21 protein-coding genes and 2 pseudogenes are annotated in these 18,339 nt (G+C 73.6%); 12 read left to right on the forward strand and 11 right to left on the reverse strand.

The window, feature by feature from the left end; genetic code table 11:
• Positions 1-147 precede the first annotated feature (147 nt).
• Together purS and ACZ411_RS14190 are read right to left on the reverse strand one after the other, a co-directional pair.
• A pseudogene (gene purS / locus ACZ411_RS14185) lies at positions 148-387 on the reverse strand (phosphoribosylformylglycinamidine synthase subunit PurS); the annotation flags it as partial.
• Between the two features lie 96 nt (positions 388-483).
• Positions 484-1,167 (reverse strand): DUF2848 domain-containing protein, encoded by a 684-nt coding sequence (locus ACZ411_RS14190; RefSeq protein ID WP_464171290.1) that lies wholly within the window; start codon positions 1,165-1,167, stop codon positions 484-486.
• Between the two features lie 163 nt (positions 1,168-1,330).
• On the opposite strand from ACZ411_RS14190, the gene ACZ411_RS14195 reads away from it, so the two are divergent.
• On the forward strand, positions 1,331-2,719 hold the full coding sequence (locus ACZ411_RS14195; protein ID WP_464171291.1) for an MFS transporter: 1,389 nt from the start codon (positions 1,331-1,333) through the stop codon (positions 2,717-2,719).
• Between the two features lie 122 nt (positions 2,720-2,841).
• Here the strand turns inward: ACZ411_RS14195 and ACZ411_RS14200 are convergent, their stop codons facing one another.
• On the reverse strand, positions 2,842-3,516 hold the full coding sequence (locus ACZ411_RS14200; protein ID WP_104344567.1) for a GntR family transcriptional regulator: 675 nt from the start codon (positions 3,514-3,516) through the stop codon (positions 2,842-2,844).
• Between the two features lie 28 nt (positions 3,517-3,544).
• Between ACZ411_RS14200 and ACZ411_RS14205 the strand changes: the two are divergent.
• Positions 3,545-4,383: pseudogene (locus tag ACZ411_RS14205) on the forward strand (carbon-nitrogen hydrolase family protein).
• Between the two features lie 6 nt (positions 4,384-4,389).
• Here ACZ411_RS14205 and ACZ411_RS14210 read toward each other — a convergent pair.
• From ACZ411_RS14210 to ACZ411_RS14220, 3 genes are all read right to left on the reverse strand, one after another.
• Positions 4,390-4,596 (reverse strand): helix-turn-helix domain-containing protein, encoded by a 207-nt coding sequence (locus ACZ411_RS14210; protein WP_094115171.1) that lies wholly within the window; start codon positions 4,594-4,596, stop codon positions 4,390-4,392.
• Entirely contained in the window at positions 4,596-5,072 is a 477-nt protein-coding gene (locus ACZ411_RS14215) for a DUF2975 domain-containing protein (protein ID WP_464171292.1), read from the reverse strand. Before ACZ411_RS14215 ends, ACZ411_RS14210 begins: the two co-directional genes overlap by 1 nt.
• Positions 5,073-5,222: 150 nt before the next feature.
• Positions 5,223-6,212 carry an aldo/keto reductase gene (locus ACZ411_RS14220; RefSeq protein WP_464171293.1) on the reverse strand — a complete coding sequence of 330 codons (990 nt, stop codon included), beginning with the start codon at positions 6,210-6,212 and terminating at the stop codon, positions 5,223-5,225.
• 125 nt (positions 6,213-6,337) lie between these two features.
• Between ACZ411_RS14220 and ACZ411_RS14225 the strand changes: the two genes are divergently transcribed.
• The 3 genes from ACZ411_RS14225 (at position 6,338) to ACZ411_RS14235 (ending at position 9,640) form a co-directional block, all read left to right on the forward strand.
• The gene (locus ACZ411_RS14225) at positions 6,338-6,823 is read left to right on the forward strand and encodes a Fur family transcriptional regulator (protein ID WP_464171294.1); all 486 of its coding nucleotides are present in this window, start codon (positions 6,338-6,340) and stop codon (positions 6,821-6,823) included.
• 77 nt (positions 6,824-6,900) lie between these two features.
• The gene (locus ACZ411_RS14230; protein WP_464171295.1) at positions 6,901-8,430 is read left to right on the forward strand and encodes a catalase; all 1,530 of its coding nucleotides are present in this window, start codon (positions 6,901-6,903) and stop codon (positions 8,428-8,430) included.
• 196 nt (positions 8,431-8,626) lie between these two features.
• Positions 8,627-9,640, forward strand: a complete 1,014-nt coding sequence (locus ACZ411_RS14235) for a trypsin-like serine peptidase (protein WP_464171296.1) — start codon at positions 8,627-8,629, stop codon at positions 9,638-9,640.
• Positions 9,641-9,755: 115 nt separating this feature from the next.
• On the opposite strand, the gene ACZ411_RS14240 is transcribed toward ACZ411_RS14235, so the two are convergent.
• Together ACZ411_RS14240 and ACZ411_RS14245 are read right to left on the reverse strand one after the other, a co-directional pair.
• Positions 9,756-10,277, reverse strand: a complete 522-nt coding sequence (locus tag ACZ411_RS14240) for a GNAT family N-acetyltransferase (protein ID WP_464171297.1) — start codon at positions 10,275-10,277, stop codon at positions 9,756-9,758.
• Positions 10,274-10,849: a GNAT family N-acetyltransferase gene (locus ACZ411_RS14245; RefSeq protein WP_464171298.1), complete on the reverse strand. Its 576-nt coding sequence runs from the start codon at positions 10,847-10,849 to the stop codon at positions 10,274-10,276. Before ACZ411_RS14245 ends, ACZ411_RS14240 begins: the two co-directional genes overlap by 4 nt.
• A gap of 86 nt (positions 10,850-10,935) precedes the next feature.
• Here ACZ411_RS14245 and ACZ411_RS14250 point away from each other — a divergent pair, with 86 nt between their 5' ends.
• The 6 genes from ACZ411_RS14250 (at position 10,936) to ACZ411_RS14275 (ending at position 15,012) form a co-directional block, all read left to right on the forward strand.
• Entirely contained in the window at positions 10,936-12,102 is a 1,167-nt protein-coding gene (locus ACZ411_RS14250; RefSeq protein ID WP_464171299.1) for an AI-2E family transporter, read from the forward strand.
• Positions 12,099-12,899: a DUF1206 domain-containing protein gene (locus ACZ411_RS14255; protein ID WP_464171300.1), complete on the forward strand. Its 801-nt coding sequence runs from the start codon at positions 12,099-12,101 to the stop codon at positions 12,897-12,899. Before ACZ411_RS14250 ends, ACZ411_RS14255 begins: the two co-directional genes overlap by 4 nt.
• On the forward strand, positions 12,896-13,252 hold the full coding sequence (locus tag ACZ411_RS14260) for a hypothetical protein (protein WP_464171301.1): 357 nt from the start codon (positions 12,896-12,898) through the stop codon (positions 13,250-13,252). Before ACZ411_RS14255 ends, ACZ411_RS14260 begins: the two co-directional genes overlap by 4 nt.
• Positions 13,150-13,635, forward strand: coding sequence for a hypothetical protein (locus tag ACZ411_RS14265; protein WP_464171340.1), 486 nt, complete (start codon positions 13,150-13,152; stop codon positions 13,633-13,635). The genes ACZ411_RS14260 and ACZ411_RS14265 overlap by 103 nt, the downstream gene beginning before the upstream one ends.
• A gap of 252 nt (positions 13,636-13,887) precedes the next feature.
• Entirely contained in the window at positions 13,888-14,472 is a 585-nt protein-coding gene (locus ACZ411_RS14270) for a hypothetical protein (protein ID WP_464171302.1), read from the forward strand.
• Between the two features lie 102 nt (positions 14,473-14,574).
• Entirely contained in the window at positions 14,575-15,012 is a 438-nt protein-coding gene (locus ACZ411_RS14275) for an HTH domain-containing protein (protein WP_464171303.1), read from the forward strand.
• A gap of 51 nt (positions 15,013-15,063) precedes the next feature.
• Here the strand turns inward: ACZ411_RS14275 and ACZ411_RS14280 are convergent, their stop codons facing one another.
• Both ACZ411_RS14280 and ACZ411_RS14285 read right to left on the reverse strand, forming a co-directional pair.
• Complete coding sequence (locus ACZ411_RS14280) at positions 15,064-16,380, reverse strand: hemolysin family protein (RefSeq protein ID WP_464171304.1); 1,317 nt, start codon at positions 16,378-16,380, stop codon at positions 15,064-15,066.
• Positions 16,377-16,532, reverse strand: a complete 156-nt coding sequence (locus ACZ411_RS14285) for a hypothetical protein (RefSeq protein ID WP_181034795.1) — start codon at positions 16,530-16,532, stop codon at positions 16,377-16,379. The genes ACZ411_RS14280 and ACZ411_RS14285 overlap by 4 nt, the downstream gene beginning before the upstream one ends.
• A gap of 67 nt (positions 16,533-16,599) precedes the next feature.
• Here ACZ411_RS14285 and ACZ411_RS14290 point away from each other — a divergent pair, with 67 nt between their 5' ends.
• On the forward strand, positions 16,600-17,004 hold the full coding sequence (locus ACZ411_RS14290; RefSeq protein ID WP_464171305.1) for a hypothetical protein: 405 nt from the start codon (positions 16,600-16,602) through the stop codon (positions 17,002-17,004).
• 22 nt (positions 17,005-17,026) lie between these two features.
• On the opposite strand, the gene ACZ411_RS14295 is transcribed toward ACZ411_RS14290, so the two are convergent.
• Positions 17,027-18,256 (reverse strand): FAD-dependent monooxygenase, encoded by a 1,230-nt coding sequence (locus tag ACZ411_RS14295; protein WP_464171306.1) that lies wholly within the window; start codon positions 18,254-18,256, stop codon positions 17,027-17,029.
• Between the last annotated feature and the right edge of the window lie 83 nt (positions 18,257-18,339).

Below are 18,339 nucleotides of genomic sequence, written 5' to 3' on the forward strand. Positions count from 1 at the left end.
CTGCTCCGCCGCGGCGGAGCCGTGGGGGAGCGGGTGCGCGCCGACGTTCGTGTCGGCGGTGCCGCCGTCGGCGACCGTGTGGTCGTCGGTGACGTTGCCCGTGGCCATGTCGGCCTCGGCGGAGACGCCGAACCCGTCGAGCCCGGCGACGTGGACGCTGATGACGTCCTCGATGACGGAGTTGGACAGCATGTCGGCGGCGAGGGTCTGGACGTCGGCGAGCAGCGCGTCGTCCACCTCGCCCTCGACGGTGAGCTCGAAGCGCTTGCCGATGCGGACGCCGGTGAAGCGGTCCTTGCCGAGGCGGGCGAGGGCGCCGGCCACGGCCTTCCCCTGGGGGTCGAGCAGCTCGGCCTTGGGCATCACTTCGACGACGATCGTGGGCACGATGGATCTCCGGCTTCCTGGAGGCGGGTGGATGCGCTCAGCGTACCGGACGGCCGCGGCCCGCCGGGGTCCGGCGGGCGCGCTCCGGAGGCCGGGTCAGCCGATGGCCTCCGGCAGCAGCTCCACGCGGTAGGCGGCGTCGATGGTCTCGCCGGTCGCCGGGTCCTCGAGCTGCACGTGCCAGCGCGACGCGAACTGGTCGACGCCCGGGACCATCGCGACGGTGCCCGAGATGAGGACGGTGCCGGACACGCGGAGACCGCGCTCGGCGAGCACGTCGAGCCAGTGGTCGGGTGTGAGGAGCGCGCCGAGGGTGGAGTCCTGGATCAGCAGCTCCGCGCCCTCCTCGCCCACCCAGCCGCGCAGGCGGATCGCGTCGAGCCGGTCGCGCACGTCGGCGAGGCGCCAGGCGCGACGGCCGAGGACGTCCGGGCCCGCGTTCTTGCTCCACGCGACGCCGTGCACCTCGAGCGCGCGGTCGGTGTGGTCGCACGCGACCGTGAGGAGCACGTCGTCGTCGGTGATGACGAGCGCCCACTCGGCCTCGCCCGAGGTGCGGCCGTGCTGCGCGGGGACGGAGTCGGCCTGCGACGCCAGGTACGGCGCGACGGGGTAGAGCGCCGGCGTCACGTCGGGGCCGGGGACGCCGAGCTCCGCGAGCTCGGCGATGTGCGCCTGGACCTCGGCCTGGTCGCGGCCCGCGTAGCCGGCGTTGAGGAGGCTGGTGACCTCCACGCTCGTGGTGGATCCGTCGGGCAGCTGGAAGCGCAGGGTGGTCATGGGTCCTCCGGTGTGTGTTTCGAGCGTGTGAAGAAAAGCGGATCCGTGCCCCGCGACCTGGTCGCGAGGGCTCGGTATGCCTACTGTATACAGCAGACAGACCGGGCCACCGGCGGGATCCGCCCCACGGATCCGCCCCCCGGACACGCACCCGAGGAGCCCCATGGCCGACGACCCCACCGCCGCTGCGGCGACCACCGCGCCCGCGTCCGGCGCACCGCACGACACCCCGAAGCCGACCCGCCGGGAGCTCGCGAAGGCCTTCACCGCGAGCCTCACCGGCACCTCGCTCGAGTGGTACGACTTCGCCGTCTACTCGGCCGCCAGCGCGGTCGTCTTCCCCGTCGTCTTCTTCCCGTCGTCGGACCCGTACACGGCGACGATCCTCGCGTTCTCCACCTACGCGGTCGGCTACGTGTCGCGCCCCGTCGGCGGGTTCGTGTTCGGCCGGCTCGGCGACAAGATCGGCCGCAAGCCCGTCCTCGTGCTCACGCTGCTGCTCATCGGCATCGCCACGTTCCTCATCGGCGTGCTGCCGGGCTACGCGACCATCGGGCTCGCGGCGCCGATCATCCTCGTGCTCCTCCGCTTCGCGCAGGGCGTGGGCGTGGGCGGCGAGTGGGGCGGCGCGGTGCTGCTCTCGAGCGAGTTCGGGGATCCCCGGAGGCGCGGGTTCTGGTCCTCGGCCGCCCAGGTGGGTCCGCCCGCCGGCAACCTGCTCGCCAACGGCGCGCTCGCGCTGCTGACCGTGCTGCTCACCGAGGAGGACTTCCTCGACTGGGGCTGGCGCGTCGCGTTCCTCCTCTCGGCGCTCCTCGTGGCGTTCGGCCTCTGGATCCGCCTGAAGCTCGAGGACACCCCCGTGTTCAAGGCGCTGCAGGAGCGGGGCGACCGCCCGAGCGCGCCCATCTCCGAGGTCTTCCGCACGCAGGCCCGGCCGCTCGTCGCCGCGATCCTCTCCCGCGTCGGACCCGACGTCCTCTACGCGCTCTTCACGGTCTTCACGCTCACCTACGGCGTCAACTCGCTCGGCTTCGAGCGCAGCCAGGTGCTCGTCGCCGTGCTCGTCGGATCCGCGGTGCAGCTGTTCACCATCCCGTTCGCGGGCGCCGTGAGCGACCGCATCAACCGGCGGGCCCTGTACGCGGCCGCCGCGGTGGGCGCCGCCGTCTGGGCGTACGTCTTCTTCGCCATCACCGACGGCTCGTCGACCTTCGTGCTGGGCGTCGGCATCGTGCTCGGCCTCTTCTTCCACTCCTTCATGTACGGGCCGCAGGCGGCGTACATCATCGAGCAGTTCTCGCCGCGGCTCCGCTACACGGGCGCGTCGCTGGCGTACACGATCGCCGGCGTCATCGGCGGGGCCATCGCGCCGCTGATGTTCACGATCATCTACGAGGAGACCGGCAGCTGGGTCGGCATCGCGCTGTACCTCACCGCCGCGGTCGTCCTCACCCTCGTGGGCCTCGCGATGGGCCGCGACTCCGACGTCTCCGAGGACGAGGAGTACGTGCGGTCGGGCGCCGAGGGCGTCGCGGCACCGCGGGTCTGACCCCGGCACCGCCCGTCGACGCCCGGATCCCCGCTGCGGGATCCGGGCGTCGTCGCGTCCGACTCCCGCGGCCCGCGACTCGCGGCCCGCGACCCGCGGCCCGGAGGCCGTGCGCGTCGGCGTCAGGCGCGCAGCAGGACGTCGAGCGTGACCGCCAGGTGCCGGTCGATCGCGTCGCGCGCGGCCTCGGCGTCGCCCGCGGCCAGCGCGTCGACGATGCCGGCGTGCTCCTCGCACACGCGGTCCTGCCGGTCGGTCGCGCGGTAGAGCGCCTCGACGCCGACGAGGATCTGCCGGGCGCGGAGCTTCGCGTAGGTGCGGCTCATCAGCTCGCTCCCGGCGGCGTCGACGAGCAGCTGGTGGAAGCGCCGGTCGTGCTCGATGAACTCCCGGCCGCTCTCGCGCGGCGGCATGGCGACCATCGCGCGCTGCTGCGCGAGCACGGCGCGCATGGCGTCGAGGGGCGTGCGGTCGTGGGCCACCGCGCTCGTGGCCGCGTGGCGCTCGAGGACCCCGCGGAGCTCCATCAGCTCGCCGATCTCGCGACCGGTGATGACGGGGATGCGGGCGCCGCGCTTGGGGATCATCTCGACCAGGTCGTCGGCGGCGAGCAGCAGGAGGGCCTCGCGGACGGGCGTGCGCGAGACGCCGATGCGCTCCGCCAGCTCCTGCTCGTTGAGGAACGCGCCCTGCTGGTCCGGGTCGGTGAGGACGTGCGCGTGCAGGAACTCGTAGGCCCGCGCGCGGCCGGAGAGGGCGCTCGCCGGTGACCCTGGATCGCCCGCCCGTTCTCGCATACGCTATGTATACATCAGGAGGAGGACCATGAGAGTCGCGCTAGCCCAGATCATCAGCTCCCCGGATCCCGCGGACAACCTCGCACGCGTCGAGCGCGTCGCCGAGGACGCCGCGCGGCAGGGCGCCGAGCTCGTGGTGCTCCCCGAGGCGACGCAGCGCGCGTTCGGGCACCCGCTCCCGGAGATCGCGGAGCCGCTCGACGGGCCGTGGGCCTCGGGCGTCCGGTCGATCGCCGACCGACTCGGCATCGTCATCGTGGCCGGCATGTTCACGCCCGGGGCCGATGGACGCGTGCGCAACACCCTGCTCGTCGCCCGACCCGCCGGCGCGGAGCCCGCGGGCGCGGGGTCGTACGACAAGATCCACCTGTTCGACGCGTTCGGGTTCCGCGAGTCCGACGCCGTCGACCCGGGCGACGCCGTCGCGGTGATCGAGGTCGGCGGCACGCGCGCGTCGCTCGCCACCTGCTACGACGTGCGCTTCCCCGCGCTCTTCCTCGCGGGCGCCGACCGGGGCGCGGTCGTCAGCGTCGTCTGCGCCAGCTGGGGCGCGGGCCCCGGCAAGGCCGACCAGTGGGACCTGCTCCTCCGGGCCCGCGCGCTCGACTCCACGACCTTCGTGGTCGCCGTCGGCCAGGGCGACCCCGCGACGCTGCCGGCCGGATCCCGCGGCCACGACCCCGCGGGCGGCGCGCCCACCGGCATCGGCCGGAGCGCCGTGGTGTCCCGCTCGGCGAGGTGCTGCACCGGCTCGGCGGCGAGGAGGAGCTGCTCGTCGTCGACATCGACCCCGCGGCCGTCGACGCCGCGCGCGGCACGCTGCCCGTGCTCGCCAACCGGCACCGCGGGCTCGAGCAGGGCGCCTGACGCCCGTCAGCCCTCGCGGAACGACAGCACGTCGCCCGGCTGGCACTCCAGCACCCGGCATATCGCCTCGAGCGTCGAGAAGCGCACCGCCTTCGCGCGGCCGTTCTTCAGCACGAAGACGTTCGCCGGCGTGATCCCGATCGCCGTCGCCAGCTCGGCCACGGTCATGCCGCGCGCGGCGAGGTGCGAGTCGAGGTCGACCTCGATCGGCATCAGACGACCTGCGCGAGCTCGGCGTGCGAGGCGGCGGCGCGGCGGAGCAGGCCGAGCATGGTCACCAGGACGAGGCAGAAGGCGGCGCAGAGGGCGGTCACCCCGACCAGGGCGACCATGACGGCCGGCGGCGTGATGCCGGCGACGGCGAGCCCCACGACGGCGGCGACCGCGAGGCCCGCCGCGACGGCGCCCAGCGCGATCATGGCCCGCACCAGCGCGAACGCGCGATCGTCGAAGATGGCGTCGCCCGCGGTCAGGGACGTGAGCCGCCAGATGATGACGAGCACCGCCTGCGCGCACAGCGTGACGGCGACGATCCACACCGCGACCGGCACGACGAGCCCGTCCAGGTCGGCCTCGCTCTCGCGCAGCGGCCCGGTGGCCGCGGACACCATGAGCGCCTGCACCACGATCCCGAGCGCCACCAGCACCGTCACCAGCGCCTTCACGCCGATCCTCGTCGCCTCCGCCATGGCCGTCCTCCTCCGTGCATCGAAAGTCGATCCATCGAAGGACGATAGGAGGCGGCAGCAGGCGACCGCGTCATCCGGAGGTCGCATCCCGCATGACGCGACGCGGGCCCGGCCGCCGAGGCGACCGGGCCCGCGGGCCGTCGGAGCGGATCAGCGCCCGAGGGGAGTCATGTCCTCGTAGCGGTCGCCGACCGGCGTGGGCAGCGACGAGAGCCGCGCGAGCTGGTCGGCGGAGAGCGTCACCGCGTCCGCGCCCACGTTCTCGTCGAGGCGGCTGACGCGCTTGGTGCCCGGGATGACGGCGATGTCGTCGCCCTGCGCGAGGATCCACGCGAGCGCGACCTGTGCCGGCGTCGCGTCGAGCTCGCCCGCGACGGCTGTCACGGCGTCGACGATCCGCATGTTCTGCGCGAAGGCCTCCTCCGCGAAGCGCGGCGACGAGGAGCGGTAGTCGGCGTCCGAGAGGTCGGCGGCGCTTCGGATCGCCCCGGTGAGGAAGCCGCGGCCGAGCGGCGAGTAGGCCACGAGGCCGATGCCGAGCTCGCGCAGCACCTCGCGCACGGGGCCCTCGGGGTCGCGCGTCCAGATGGAGTACTCGCTCTGCAGCACCGCGATGGGGTGCACGGCGTGCGCGCGGCGGATGGTGTCGGGCCCGGCCTCGGAGAGGCCCAGGTGCAGGACCTTGCCCTCCTCGACGAGCTCCTTCATGGCGCCGACCGTCTCCTCGATCGGCACGGACGGGTCGACGCGGTGCTGGTAGAGCACGTCGATGCGGTCGGTCCCGAGGCGCTGCAGCGAGGCCTCGACGGCGATGCGGATGCCCGCGGGAGAGCTGTCCATGCCGCGCTCGTAGTCCTCGGCGTCCCGGCCCGGCGCGTGCCTCAGCAGGCCGAACTTGGTGGCGATGACGACGTCGTCGCGGTGGGCGGCGAGGGCGGATCCGACCAGCCGCTCGTTGGTGAACGGCCCGTATGCCTCGGCGGTGTCGAAGAGCGTGACGCCCTGCTCGACCGCGCGGTGCAGGGTGCGGACCGACTCCTGCTCGTCCTCTCCCGCGCCGTCGTAGAACGCGCTCATGCCCATGCAGCCGAGGCCGATGCGGCCGATGTCGAGGCCCGTGCCGGTGTGGATGTGCTTCATGCGGTGCTCCGATCTCCCGCGGCCGGATGGGCCGCCCGTCGAGCCTAGGCACGCTCCGGCGGCCGACGCGCCGCGTCCACGCGTTGTTTTGAATGAGTCAAGGGAAGTGTGCTTGACTCGGGCGCATGCCCACCGACCACGCGCACCACCACGCGCCGCCCCTCGACGCCGACGCCCTGCGCGCCGCGCTGCGGGAGGCGGGCCTCCGGGTGACCGGTCCGCGCGTCGCCGTCCTCACGGCCGTCGACGCCCGGCCCCACTCGGACGCCGACGAGGTGCTCCGCGCGGTCAAGGGCGAGTTGCCCGGCACGAGCATCCAGGCGGTCTACGGCGTGCTCGGCGCGCTCCTGGCCGCGGGGCTCGTGCGCCGCATCGAGCCCGCGGGATCCTCCGCGCGCTACGAGCGGCGGACGGGCGACAACCACCACCACCTCGTGTGCACGTCCTGCCGGACGATCGTCGACGTGGACTGCGCCGTGGGGGAGTCCCCCTGCCTCGCGCCGTCCGACGCGGCGGGATTCCTCGTGGCGAGCGCCGAGGTGACGTACTGGGGCCTGTGCCCCGCCTGCCGGACCGCATCCGCGGAACCCGGTGCCACCGTCGCGACCTGACCGTCGCCACCGGCCGCCCCACGGCCGGACGACCCGAGCCAGCACCTCCCCGTTCCACCGCTGACAGGAGAAACCCCATGACCGACCAGAAGCACACGACCACCGACTCCGGCGCCCCGGTCGCCAGCGACCAGCACTCGCTCTCCGTCGGCCCCGACGGATCCATCCCGCTGCACGACCACTACCTCGTCGAGAAGCTCGCGCAGTTCAACCGCGAGCGCATCCCGGAGCGCGTCGTCCACGCCAAGGGCGGCGGCGCGTTCGGCACCTTCCGCACCACGGGCGACGTGAGCGCGTACACCCGCGCCTCGCTCTTCCAGCCGGGCGCCGAGGTCGAGATGCTGGCCCGCTTCAGCACCGTCGCCGGTGAGCAGGGCAGCCCCGACACGTGGCGCGACCCGCGCGGCTTCGCGCTGAAGTTCTACACGGACGAGGGCAACTACGACCTCGTGGGCAACAACACGCCCGTCTTCTTCATCCGCGACGGGATCAAGTTCCCCGACTTCATCCGCTCGCAGAAGCGCCTCCCGGGCTCGCACCTGCGCGACCACGACATGCAGTGGGACTTCTGGACGCTCTCGCCCGAGTCCGCCCACCAGGTCACCTGGCTCATGGGCGACCGCGGGCTCCCGAGCTCCTGGCGCCACATGGACGGCTTCGGCTCGCACACCTACCAGTGGGTGAACGCCGCGGGCGAGCGCTTCTGGGTGAAGTACCACTTCAAGACGCAGCAGGGCATCGAGATCCTGAAGCAGGAGCAGGCCGACCAGATCGCCGGCGAGGACGCCGACTTCCACATCCGCGACCTCACCGAGGCCATCGACCGGGGCGACTACCCGGAGTGGAAGCTCGAGGTGCAGGTCATGCCCTACGAGGACGCGAAGACGTACCGCTTCAACCCCTTCGACCTCACGAAGGTCTGGTCGCAGAAGGACTACCCGCGCATCGAGGTCGGCACCATGACCCTCAACCGGAACCCGGAGAACTACTTCGCGCAGATCGAGCAGGCCGCGTTCGCGCCCTCGAACTTCGTGCCCGGGATCCAGGCCAGCCCCGACAGGATGCTCCTCGCGCGCATCTTCAGCTACGCCGACGCGCACCGCTACCGCGTGGGGACCAACCACGCGCAGCTGCCGGTGAACGCGGCGAAGTCGCCCGTGCACAGCTACTCGAAGGACGGCCAGGGGCGCTACACGTTCCAGGACGCGGGAACGCCGGTCTACGCGCCCAACTCGCACGGGGGCGCGCACGCCGACCCCGCCCGCGCCGCGGAGAGCGCCGGCTGGGAGCAGGACGGCGAGCTCGTCCGCTCGGCGGCCACGCTGCACGCCGAGGACGACGACTTCGTCCAGGCCCGGATGCTCGTCAACGAGTCGATGGACGACGCCCAGCGCGAGCGCCTCGTCGGCAACATCGTCGGCCACGTGAGCAAGGTCACCACCGCCGAGCTCCGCGCCCGCGTCATCCAGTACTGGACGAACGTCGACGCGTGGCTGGGCGCGGCCGTCGCCGCGGGCCTGCCGCCGCTCGCCGGCTCCGCGCCGGTCGCCGAGGCCACCCCCGGCCCGACGCGCGACGCCGAGGAGGTCTCCGTCGCGGCCCACTGAGCCGCGGCGGTGATCCGCTGATCGCACGACACGACGCCCGTCCCCTCGCCGAGGGGGCGGGCGTCGTGCGTGCACGGCGGGCGGTCGGCGGGAGCCGGGACGGCCTGTGGGCCGCGCCCCCGCCCCGGGGGCGCGCGCGTGCCAGTGTCGGGCCGCGCCGATCGGCGCGACCCCCCTCGTAGAACAGGACGACACGATGGCATCTGCCACCCGCACCACGCTCCTCGGGACCGCGGCCTGCGCCGCGCTGACCGCGGGAATGCTCGCCGGACCGGGGGTGGCCATCGCCGCTCCCGGTCCGGTCGCCGGCCCCTCGTCGGGCATCCTGCACCACACGATCCCGGCCGACAGCGCCACGGCGGCTGCCGCCGCATGGACGCCCGCGCGCATGCACGCGGCCACGACGAACCGGTTCGTCGACGCGGACCCGGCCGACGGCGATCCGCCCGCGAGCGCCACGGACACGTCCGCGGCGCTCGACACCTCGGCCGTCGTCGCCCCCGGTGCCGTCGCGGACCTCGACGAGACGACCGCGGTCCCGGGCTTCGCCGCCGCCGACCACCTCGGCGTCGTCTTCTTCCGCAGCGGCGGCGTCGACCAGCGCTGCACCGGGAACGCCGTCGTCTCCCGATCGGGCGACCTCGTCGCCACGTCGGGCAGGTGCGTCTCGGCGCTGGAGGACGCGTTCGTCAGCGAGCTCGTCTTCGTCCCGGGGTACGACGGGACCGCGCCCGAGGGCGTCTGGGCCGCGACCGCGGTCACCGTGCAGTCGCGCTGGGTCACGGACCGCGCCGTCGACTTCGACTCGGCGTTCTTCCAGGTGCAGGCGCCCGCCGGTGCCGCTGCCGGGGCGACGCTCTCCTCGACCGTCGGGGCGTCCGGCGTGCTCTTCGCGGGGCAGGAGGACGACGACGAGTACCGCGCCTCCGGTTACGCGCTCGACGGCGGTCACGACGGCACGCGGGTCGTGGACGTGGTCGGCACGGTCGAGCCCAACCCGTGGGCCAACGAGGACTACGCGATCGAGGGCATCGGGACCGAGCTGCGCGCCGGCATCAGCGGTTCGCCGTGGAGGGCCACGGAGGACGGCTCGGGCGACGTCCAGCGCGGCATGACGACGTTCGCGTACCACCGGTTCACCCACGTCGCCTTCGGGCCGCAGTGGACGAGCACCCTGCACGACACCTACCGGGCGGCAGCGGCCTCGTGACCCGCGGGCGCCGCCCGGCCGACCGGGCGGCGCCCGTCGCGCGGATCGCGGATCGCGGGTCACGGATCGCGGGTCGCGGGTCGCGGATCGCCGATCACGGACCGCGGTTCGCGGATCACGCGAGCGGCAGCTCCATCTCCAGGTCCCGCTGCGCGCGGTCGAGGGCGTACGGGACGCTCCGGCCGGTGAGGCGGAAGCCGCGGCGCTCGTAGAAGGCGCGGGCGCGGGGGTTGTCCTCGTGCACCTCGAGGCGGAGGGCCGAGGCGCCCGGGCGCTCGCGGGCCCAGGCCACGACGGCGTCCAGGAGGAGGTCGGCGACGCCGGCGGCCCGGCCCCGGGCATCCGGCGTGATGTAGACGCTCACGAGCATGACGACGGCGCGGTCGGTCGTGACGAACGCGTTCATCGCCCCGAGCCAGCGCCCGGTGCCGCGGTCGACTGCCGCGTACGCCGTCGACCCCTGCTGGGAGGGGCGCTCCGCGCGGGCCCGCCACTGGGCGTCGGTGAGACCGCGCGCCGTCTCCAGGGTCTCGAGGTACGCGAGCGGGGTGTCCTCCAGCATCTCCAGGCGGAGCGTGCGGTACTCGCGCCAGTCCTCGGGGAGGATCCGGTGGACGACGGGGTCGAGCCCGGTCACACCAGCTGCCCGTTCACGTGCAGGTCGCCCGCGGGGAACGCGTCGGCGGCCGACAACACGGGGAGCATGAGCCAGCCGTGGTCCTGGTGCACGACCTCGGCCGCGCCGAGGAGGGTGAAGCCGTTGTAGTGGCCGGTGCGGCCGGGCAGCGGGACCCAGCCGTGGCGCTCGTAGTAGCCGGTCGTGCCCTCGCCCGTCTCGAGGAGGCCGAAGGGCACGGCGAGGCGGGCGAGGGCGCCGCGGATCCCGTCGGCGAGCAGCGTGCCGAGGCCCTGCCCCTGCCGGTCGGGGTGCACGGCCACCATCCCGGTGGACCCGACGAGGAGGTCGTCGGCCGGATCCCCGTCGCCGTCGCCCGTGCCCACGTACATGCGGCGGATCCCGGCGTGCGCCACCAGCTCGTCGCCGTCGTGGGCGAGGACCCGCAGCTCGGGCTGCGCCCCCGCCCAGCTGCGCGCCCCCGCGTAGCCCTCGCGGAAGTCGGGGAAGGCGCGCGCGAGGAGCGCGGCGATCGCGACGTGGTCGGCGACGGCGAGCTCGCCCTCGCGGACGACGGAGAGGCGGGGTCCCATGGATCGAGCGTATCGGCCGGTCGCGGCGTGTCCGGGCGCGGATCGCGGCCCGGTCGCGCGGCCCACCCGCCCGTAGGGTGGACGGCATGACCACCCCTCCGTCCGTGTGGCAGGACAAGCTCGGCCGCCTCTCCATCCGCTGCGTGCAGGTCCTCGCGGTCCTCGTGGTCGCCATCGCGATCGTCTACGCCGCCATCTCGCTCAAGCTCGTCGTGATCCCGGTGATCATCGCGCTGATCCTCGCGTGCGCCGTGCGCCCGATGGTGCAGTGGATGGAGCGCCGCGGCCTCCCTGACGCGCTCGCCGCGGTCATCGCGCTCCTCACCGGCCTGGTGCTCTTCGGCGGCGCCATCACCGCCGTCGTCTTCGGCGTGCAGAGCCAGTGGCCGACGCTCGTGAAGGCCACCAGCGAGGGCGTCGACCAGCTGCAGGGCTTCATCGAGGAGGGCGGGCTGCCGATCGACTCGGCGCAGATCGACTCCTTCCGCCAGTCCGCCGTCGACTTCCTCACCAGCAGCCAGTTCGGCTCCGGCGCCATCGCGGGCGTCTCCGCGGCGGCCGAGGTCGTGACGGGCGCCGTGCTGGGGCTCGTCGTGTTCTTCTACTTCGTCAAGGACGGGCCGCGCATCTGGGCCTTCCTCATCCGCCCGTTCCGCGGTCGCGGCCGCAAGCGCGCGGTCCGCGTCGGCCACGAGGGCGCCCGGGTCCTCGGCGGGTACATCCGCGGCACGGCGACCGTCGCGCTCGTCGACACCGTCTTCATCGGCGCGGGCCTCGTCATCCTCGGCGTGCCGCTGGCGCTGCCCCTCGCGCTCGTCGTCTTCATCGGCGCGTTCGTGCCGATCGTCGGCGCGACCGTCGCGGGCATCCTCGCGGCGCTCGTCGCGCTCGTCACCAACGACCTCACGACGGCCCTCATCGTCGTCGGCATCGTGGTGCTCGTGAACCAGCTCGAGGGCAACCTGTTGCAGCCGGTCGTGCTCGGCAACGCCCTCAAGCTCCACGGCCTCGTCGTGCTGCTGGCGCTGACCGCGGGCACGATCCTCGGCGGCATCGTCGGCGCCATCCTCTCCGTGCCCCTCACCGCCGTCGCCTGGACGGCGTGGAAGATCGTGATGGAGCCGGACGAGGCGGAGCCGGATCCGCACGCGGCGTCCCCCGTGGAACCCGTGAAGCGGGCCGCGCGCGGACTCACGGCGAAGCTCACGGGCCGCTCCGCCGGCCCCGCGTCGACCGTCCGCGTCGACCGGTGAGCGCCAGCGGCGCCGCGTCGAGCCTCCAGCGCGCGCCCGGCTTCGCCGTCGCCGCGCGCCTCGGGCACGCGGTCAACGGACTGCTGCACCTCCTCATCGGCGTCATCGCGTTCCGCCTCGCCACGGGCGGCGGAGGCGGCGAGGCCGACCAGTCGGGCGCGCTCGGGTCCATCGCCGGGTCGCCCGGCGGCCGCGTGCTCCTGTGGGTCGTCGTCGTGGGGCTCGTCGGGCTCGGCCTCTGGCAGCTGATCGAGACCGTGCTCGCCCGGGGCGAGGATGCGAAGCGCACGTGGGCGGCGCGCGCGAAGGAGCTCGGCAAGGCCGTCGCGTACCTGGCCGTCGCGGCCACGGCGCTGCGCTTCGCCATGGGCGGGTCGAGCGACTCGTCGGAGCAGACGCAGTCGCTCAGCGCCCGGCTCCTCGAGGCCCCCGGCGGCGTGGCCCTGCTCGTGGTCCTCGGCCTCGCCGTGATCGCGGTGGGCGCGTACTTCGGCTTCAAGGGCGCGACGAAGCGATTCCAGGAGGACATCTCGGTGCCGTCCGGCTCCCTCGGCCGCGGGATCACCGCGCTCGGGGTCGCCGGGTACGTCGCGAAGGGCGTGGCCCTCGTCGTGGTCGGCGTGCTGTTCGTCGTCGGCGCGGTCACGGCCGACCCCAGCAGGGCCACGGGCCTCGACGGGGCGCTGCAGTCGCTCGCCGGGCTGCCCGCGGGCGTCGCCGTCCTGGCGGTGACGGGCCTCGGCCTCATCGCCTACGGCCTGTACTGCGGCGCCCGCGCGCGCTACGCGAAGCTGTGACGGCGCGTCCGGTCGCGGGCCTCGACGGCGTGCGGCCGGACGAGGTCCACGTCGTCCGCGTCTTCGCCGACGCGGACGGGCGCCACGGCAACGAGCTCGGCATCGTGCTCGCGTCGCCGCGCACCGTCGGCCGGGAGCTCGCGATCGCGCAGGAGCTCGGGTTCAGCGAGACCGTGTTCGTCGACGCGGTGGACGCGGTGGGCGCGGATCCCCGGGCGCCGCGCTCCGCATCCTCACGCCCGCACGCGAGCTGCCCTTCGCCGGGCACCCCACCGTCGGCACGGCCTGGTGGCTGGCATCGCGGGGAGCGCGCGTCGAGCGCCTGCGGGTGCCCGCCGGCGTCGTCGCGGTGACGCACGCAGCCGACGCCGTGCGCGTCGCGGCGGATCCGGCGTGGTGCCCGGAGTTCACCTGGCACCCTGTGGGCTCCGTCGCCGAGCTCCTCGCCCTCGACCTGCCGGCGCTCGCCGAGGCGTCGGGCGTCGAGCACCTCTACGCGTGGGCGTGGATCGACCGGGCCGCGGGTCACATCCGCGCGCGCATGTCCGCTCCCGCGCTCGGCATCCCCGAGGACGAGGCGACCGGATCCGCCGCCCTCCGCGTCACCGCGCACCTCGGCCGCGCCCTGCGGATCACGCAGGGTCGCGGAAGCGAGCTGGTCACGCAACTGCGCGACGACGGCCGCGCCGAGGTCGGCGGGCGGACCGTCGCGGACCGGGTGATCCCGCTGCCCTGACGGTCGCGCCTGCTCGAGGTCCGCAGGGGCCGGATCCTCGCTACCGGAGGACGTCCGAGGTCTGCCGCCGTCAGGCCGAGGTCCGCCGCGCTGTGCACGACGCGCCATGGCCACGGCTCGCCAAGAGAGGTGCACGTATGCCGGGCGTCAACCCCGTCGTCATGTGCGTGAACGGCGAGCGGTCCTGCGGGAAGCCGTAGCGTCACTGCCGAGCCGCGGCGTAGCGGTTCACAGCTGCCGAAGGAGGCAAGCATGTCCACGAATTCCGGACATGCCAGCGGTGTCGCTCATCACGACCTCGGACCGCAGGCTCGTCGCCTGGGCCCACGGAGGCCCGGGCGAAGAAGGTCGGTCGTCCTCGCGATGATGTTGTCGCTTCTTTCCATCGGAGCGGTGACGCCGTCCGCCATGGCGGACGAGTCTCCTACCTCGAATCCGTACGACGTGACGGTTGGGAACGCAACCACCGCTCTTCGGGAGGGGGAGAGCGTCACGTACAGGATGGCCAGCGTCTCGGGCGCGTCGGGCGTCATCTCGTCTGATGTCGTCTACCGGGGGGATGCCGGGACGCTCACTGTCACGGCGGACAGGGGCGTCTACCATCACGCGGTCGACATGTCCGTCCCGGCCACGAACTCCGTCGGGAAGTCCAGCGTCACTGACCTCACGAGTGGATTCGGCGGCGGATCAACCCCCGCGCTCCTGTTCGAGGGAGATGTGCCGACGAGTCGGCTGACAGGGCACCTCCATTCCGGCACGCTCACGGGCGAGGCATTCTTCGCCGGGCTCCCTGTCGCGACCACCGGTCCCGACAACACCCTGTGCACATGCTGCTGACGGCGCCCCGGCGACAGCAGGAGGCACAGCGGTCGACGGCGAAGGCAGGATGCTGCGCCCGGCTCGGAAGGAGATCACGTGAGCACTGATCCGCTGGACACGATGAGGGAGCTGAGTCGCGTCGTCGCAGAGGGTCGGATCACCATCGGCTCGCTGTCCGCGGCGACCGGCATCTCGAGCACGCTGCTCCTGCGACTCACGAGCGAGTCGGTCGACGACGGATCGGGCATCACCGCCCGCGCGGGACTCCTCACGTCCGAGGAGACGGTCCGTGTGAGCGGACTCGTGGCGCGCCTGACCGCGGGCTCGGGCGTCGATGACGACATCCGATTGCGATCGATCCTCGAGACGCTGACGTGCACGCTGGAGCTGACACCGACGAACATCGCCGGAGTCACGGGTATCGACGTCGCCGCCGTGGACGCCGCCCTCCACGATCCTCGGGACGTCGCGATGGACACCAGGTACGCGCTCGCTGTCCGAGCGTCCTACCTCCTCCACGCGATGGGCGACGCTGCGCCGTCACCCCAGGTGAGGTGACGCCCGTCCAGCCGCATGAGAGCGGGCGGACGGGCGTCCGCTCCCACGCGGCTAGGCGGCGCCGACGGCCCCCGCGTCCGCGTCCGCCGGCTCCTCGCGCGGGATGACGAGGATCTCGGAGATCCGGCGGCGGTCGAGCGCCGTCACCTGCAGCGTCACGCCGTCGACCTCCACCGTGTCGCCGACCTGCGCGAGCCGACCCAGGTTCTCGATGACGAAGCCCGCGACCGTGTCCGACGCGGAGTCCGGGAGCCTCACGCCCGTCGCCTCCTCGAAGTCCTGGAAGTTGAGGCGGCCGTCGATGGTGCCGCCGTCGGCCGCGAGGTCGCGTGCCGCGGAGTCGGTGTCGTACTCGTCGAAGATCTCGCCCACGACCTCCTCCACGAGGTCCTCGAGCGTGACGATGCCGTCGGTGCCGCCGTACTCGTCCACGATCACGGCGATCTGGTGGCCCTCGGCGCGCATCATCGTGAGCGTCGGGAGCACGCGCGCGGTCGCCGGGAGGTAGGGGATCGGGCGGAGGATCTCGGACACGGGCCGCTCGGGGTCGGCTGCGATCGCCTGGTACAGGTCGCGCACGTGGACGAAGCCGATGACGTCGTCGATGCTCTTGTCCATCACCGGATAGCGCGAGTACGGCCGGTCCTGCACGTCGAGGCCCGCCTCGCGGACGGTGCCGGTGCCGTCGAGCGCGGCGATCTCGGGCCGCGGCTTCATGACCTCGCTGAGCTGGCGGTGGCGGAGGGAGAGCACGTCGTCGAGGATCCGGCGCTCGTCGTCCGGCAGGCCCTCGTGGCTGGAGACGATGTCGCGGAGCTCCTCCTCGCTCATCTCCTCGCCGGTCTTGTCCGGGTCGCCGCCGAGGATGCGGACCACCAGGTTCGTCGACACGGACAGCAGCCAGATCACCGGCCGCATGAGGATCGCGAAGCCGTTGAGGACCGGCGCGACGCCGTACGCGAAGGCGGCGTTCCGCTGGATGGCGAGGCGCTTGGGCGCCAGCTCGCCGAGTACCAGCGACAGGTACGCGATCACGAGGGTCAGCGCCAGCGTCGCGATGGTCGAGGCGAGCTGCGGGTCGAGGCCCCACGCGACGAACAGCGGGGCGACGGACGGCGCGATGGACGCGGCGCCGTACGCGGCGGACGCGAAGCCCGCCACGGTGACGCCGATCTGCACGGCGGCGAGGAAGGTGTTGGGGTTCCGGGCGAGCGCGGCGACCTTCTCGCCGCGGCGGCCGCGGGCGGCGAGGGCGTTGAGCTGGCCCTCGCGGAGGGTGACGAGCGCCATCTCGGTCGCGGCGAAGACGCCGCCGACGAGGACGAACACGACGACCAGGACGATGTTGAGGAGGAGGTCGCCGTTCACGAGCGGGTGCCGGTCGAGGCGGTGCCGGTCGTCGCGGTGGCGGGGATCCCGCGGAGGGGAGCGGTGGCGCGGAGGGTGCGGGGCGTGCCCGGGGTCGTCCGGGCGCCGGGACTGTGGCTGTCGGGAGCGGGCTCCCGTGCGGTTCTGTGCATGGATGGAGGGTAGCGGAGCGGGGTGGGGAAATAGGCGGGCCGACGTCCGTGCCCTAGCGTCGAGGCCATGGACCAGCAGTGGATCGGCTCCTGGGGCTGGCTCGCCCTCGCGCTCGTGAACGCCGGCCTCGCGGAGCAGAAGGGCCGGTCGAGGTGGATCTGGTTCCTCGTGTCGCTGCTCCTCGGGCCGATCGCGACCTTCTTCATCGTGACGTGGGAGCGGGCTCCCGCGCGTCCCGTCCGGACGCCGGAGGAGGGGCCGACGAACGGGCTGCTCGCCGTGGGGATCGGGCTGGCGGCCCTGGCGGTCGTCAGCGCCGTGGTGGCGGCGATCGGCGGGGACACCGGTCTGTGGCTCCTCGCGGCTGCGCTCGCGGTGGTGGGCGCGGTCTCCCTGGTGCTCCACGTGCTCGCGCACCGGCGGTGGGCGGCGCTGCGGTCGGCACCGGCGGAGGCGGACGGGTCGCGCTGACGCGTCATCCGGGCTGTGCCCCTCAGCCGCGCAGCCGCGGATAGGCGGCGAGCGTCGGCGCGTGGCGCGCGCTCGTGAGGAGGAAGCGGTCGGCCAGGCCGCGCGCCGGCCGCGACGCGGCGACCCGCACGGCGCCGCGCATCGCCCTCTGCCCGAGCGCCGACGACGGGTGGCTGAGGCGCGCCCCGCCCGGCGGGAGCCCCTGCGCGCTGTCGGCGTACCGCCGCAGCTGCGCCTCGTAGCGCGCGAACGCGGCCGCGAAGGTGTCCGCGGGATCGGCGAGCGCGCGTCCCAGCTCGCCCGCGAGCACGTGGGCGGCGACGAGGGAGAGGGTCGTGCCCATGCCCGTGGGGCCCGATCCCCAGGCCGCGTCGCCGAGGAGCGCGATGCGTCCCTTCGACCACGTCGAGACGATCACCTGCTCCATGCGCTGCGTGTAGAACTCGTCCGGTCGGGCCTGGAATCCGTCGAGGATCCGCTCGACCTGCCAGCCCGTGCCGCGGAAGCGCGCGCGGAGCACGGTCATCTGCGCCTCGAACGGCAGCTGCTCGAAGCCGGACGGCTCCGACTCGAACGACAGGCTGGCGCGGATCGTGCCCTCGTCGTCCGGTCGGATGGTGGCGTTCCGCGCGCGGCGTCCCGTGAGGAAGTCCCAGTAGCCGGTGTCGCCGGGGATCCGGTCGATCGTCCCGTAGGCGATGCTCACGCCGTGGTCGCGGAGCGTGGTCTCCTCGGCGAAGGCCAGCCGGCGCGTGCGGGAGCTGCGGCCCTCGGCGACGAGCAGGAGGTCGTAGCGCTCCCGGGATCCGCTCGCGAGCTCCACGTCGACCCCGGTGGCGTCCTGCCGCGCACCCGTGACGAAGTCGCCGTAGCGGAGCGCGACGTCGTCCCGGACGAGGTCGACGAGGATCCCCGCGAACCGGCCGCGCAGGATCTCCACCTCGGCCGTCGGCCCGTCCTCGCCCTCGGCGCGCGGGAACGTGGCGAGGACGCGCCCCTCCTCGTCGACGAAGCGCGTCCCGTCCTCGCCGGTCAGGTTCGCCATGACGACGTCCTCGATGCCCATGCGCCGGAGGACGTCGCGGCCGAGGCCGCGCACGTCGATGTTCTGGCCCGCCCGGCGCGGCGCGGCCGAGCGCTCGAGCAGGGTCACGTCGAACCCCTCGCGGTGCAGGCCCCAGGCGAGCGCCGGTCCGGCGATGCTGGCTCCCGTGACGAGGACCCTCGGGCGGAGGTGGGTGGTGTCGTCCATGCGGTGGTCTCCTCGTGTCGTCGAGCGGATGCGCGATCCCGCGTCCGAGTAGACTCTATGGCGTAGATGCTTCACAGTGAAGC

The organism is Clavibacter sp. AC415, assembly GCF_979252985.1.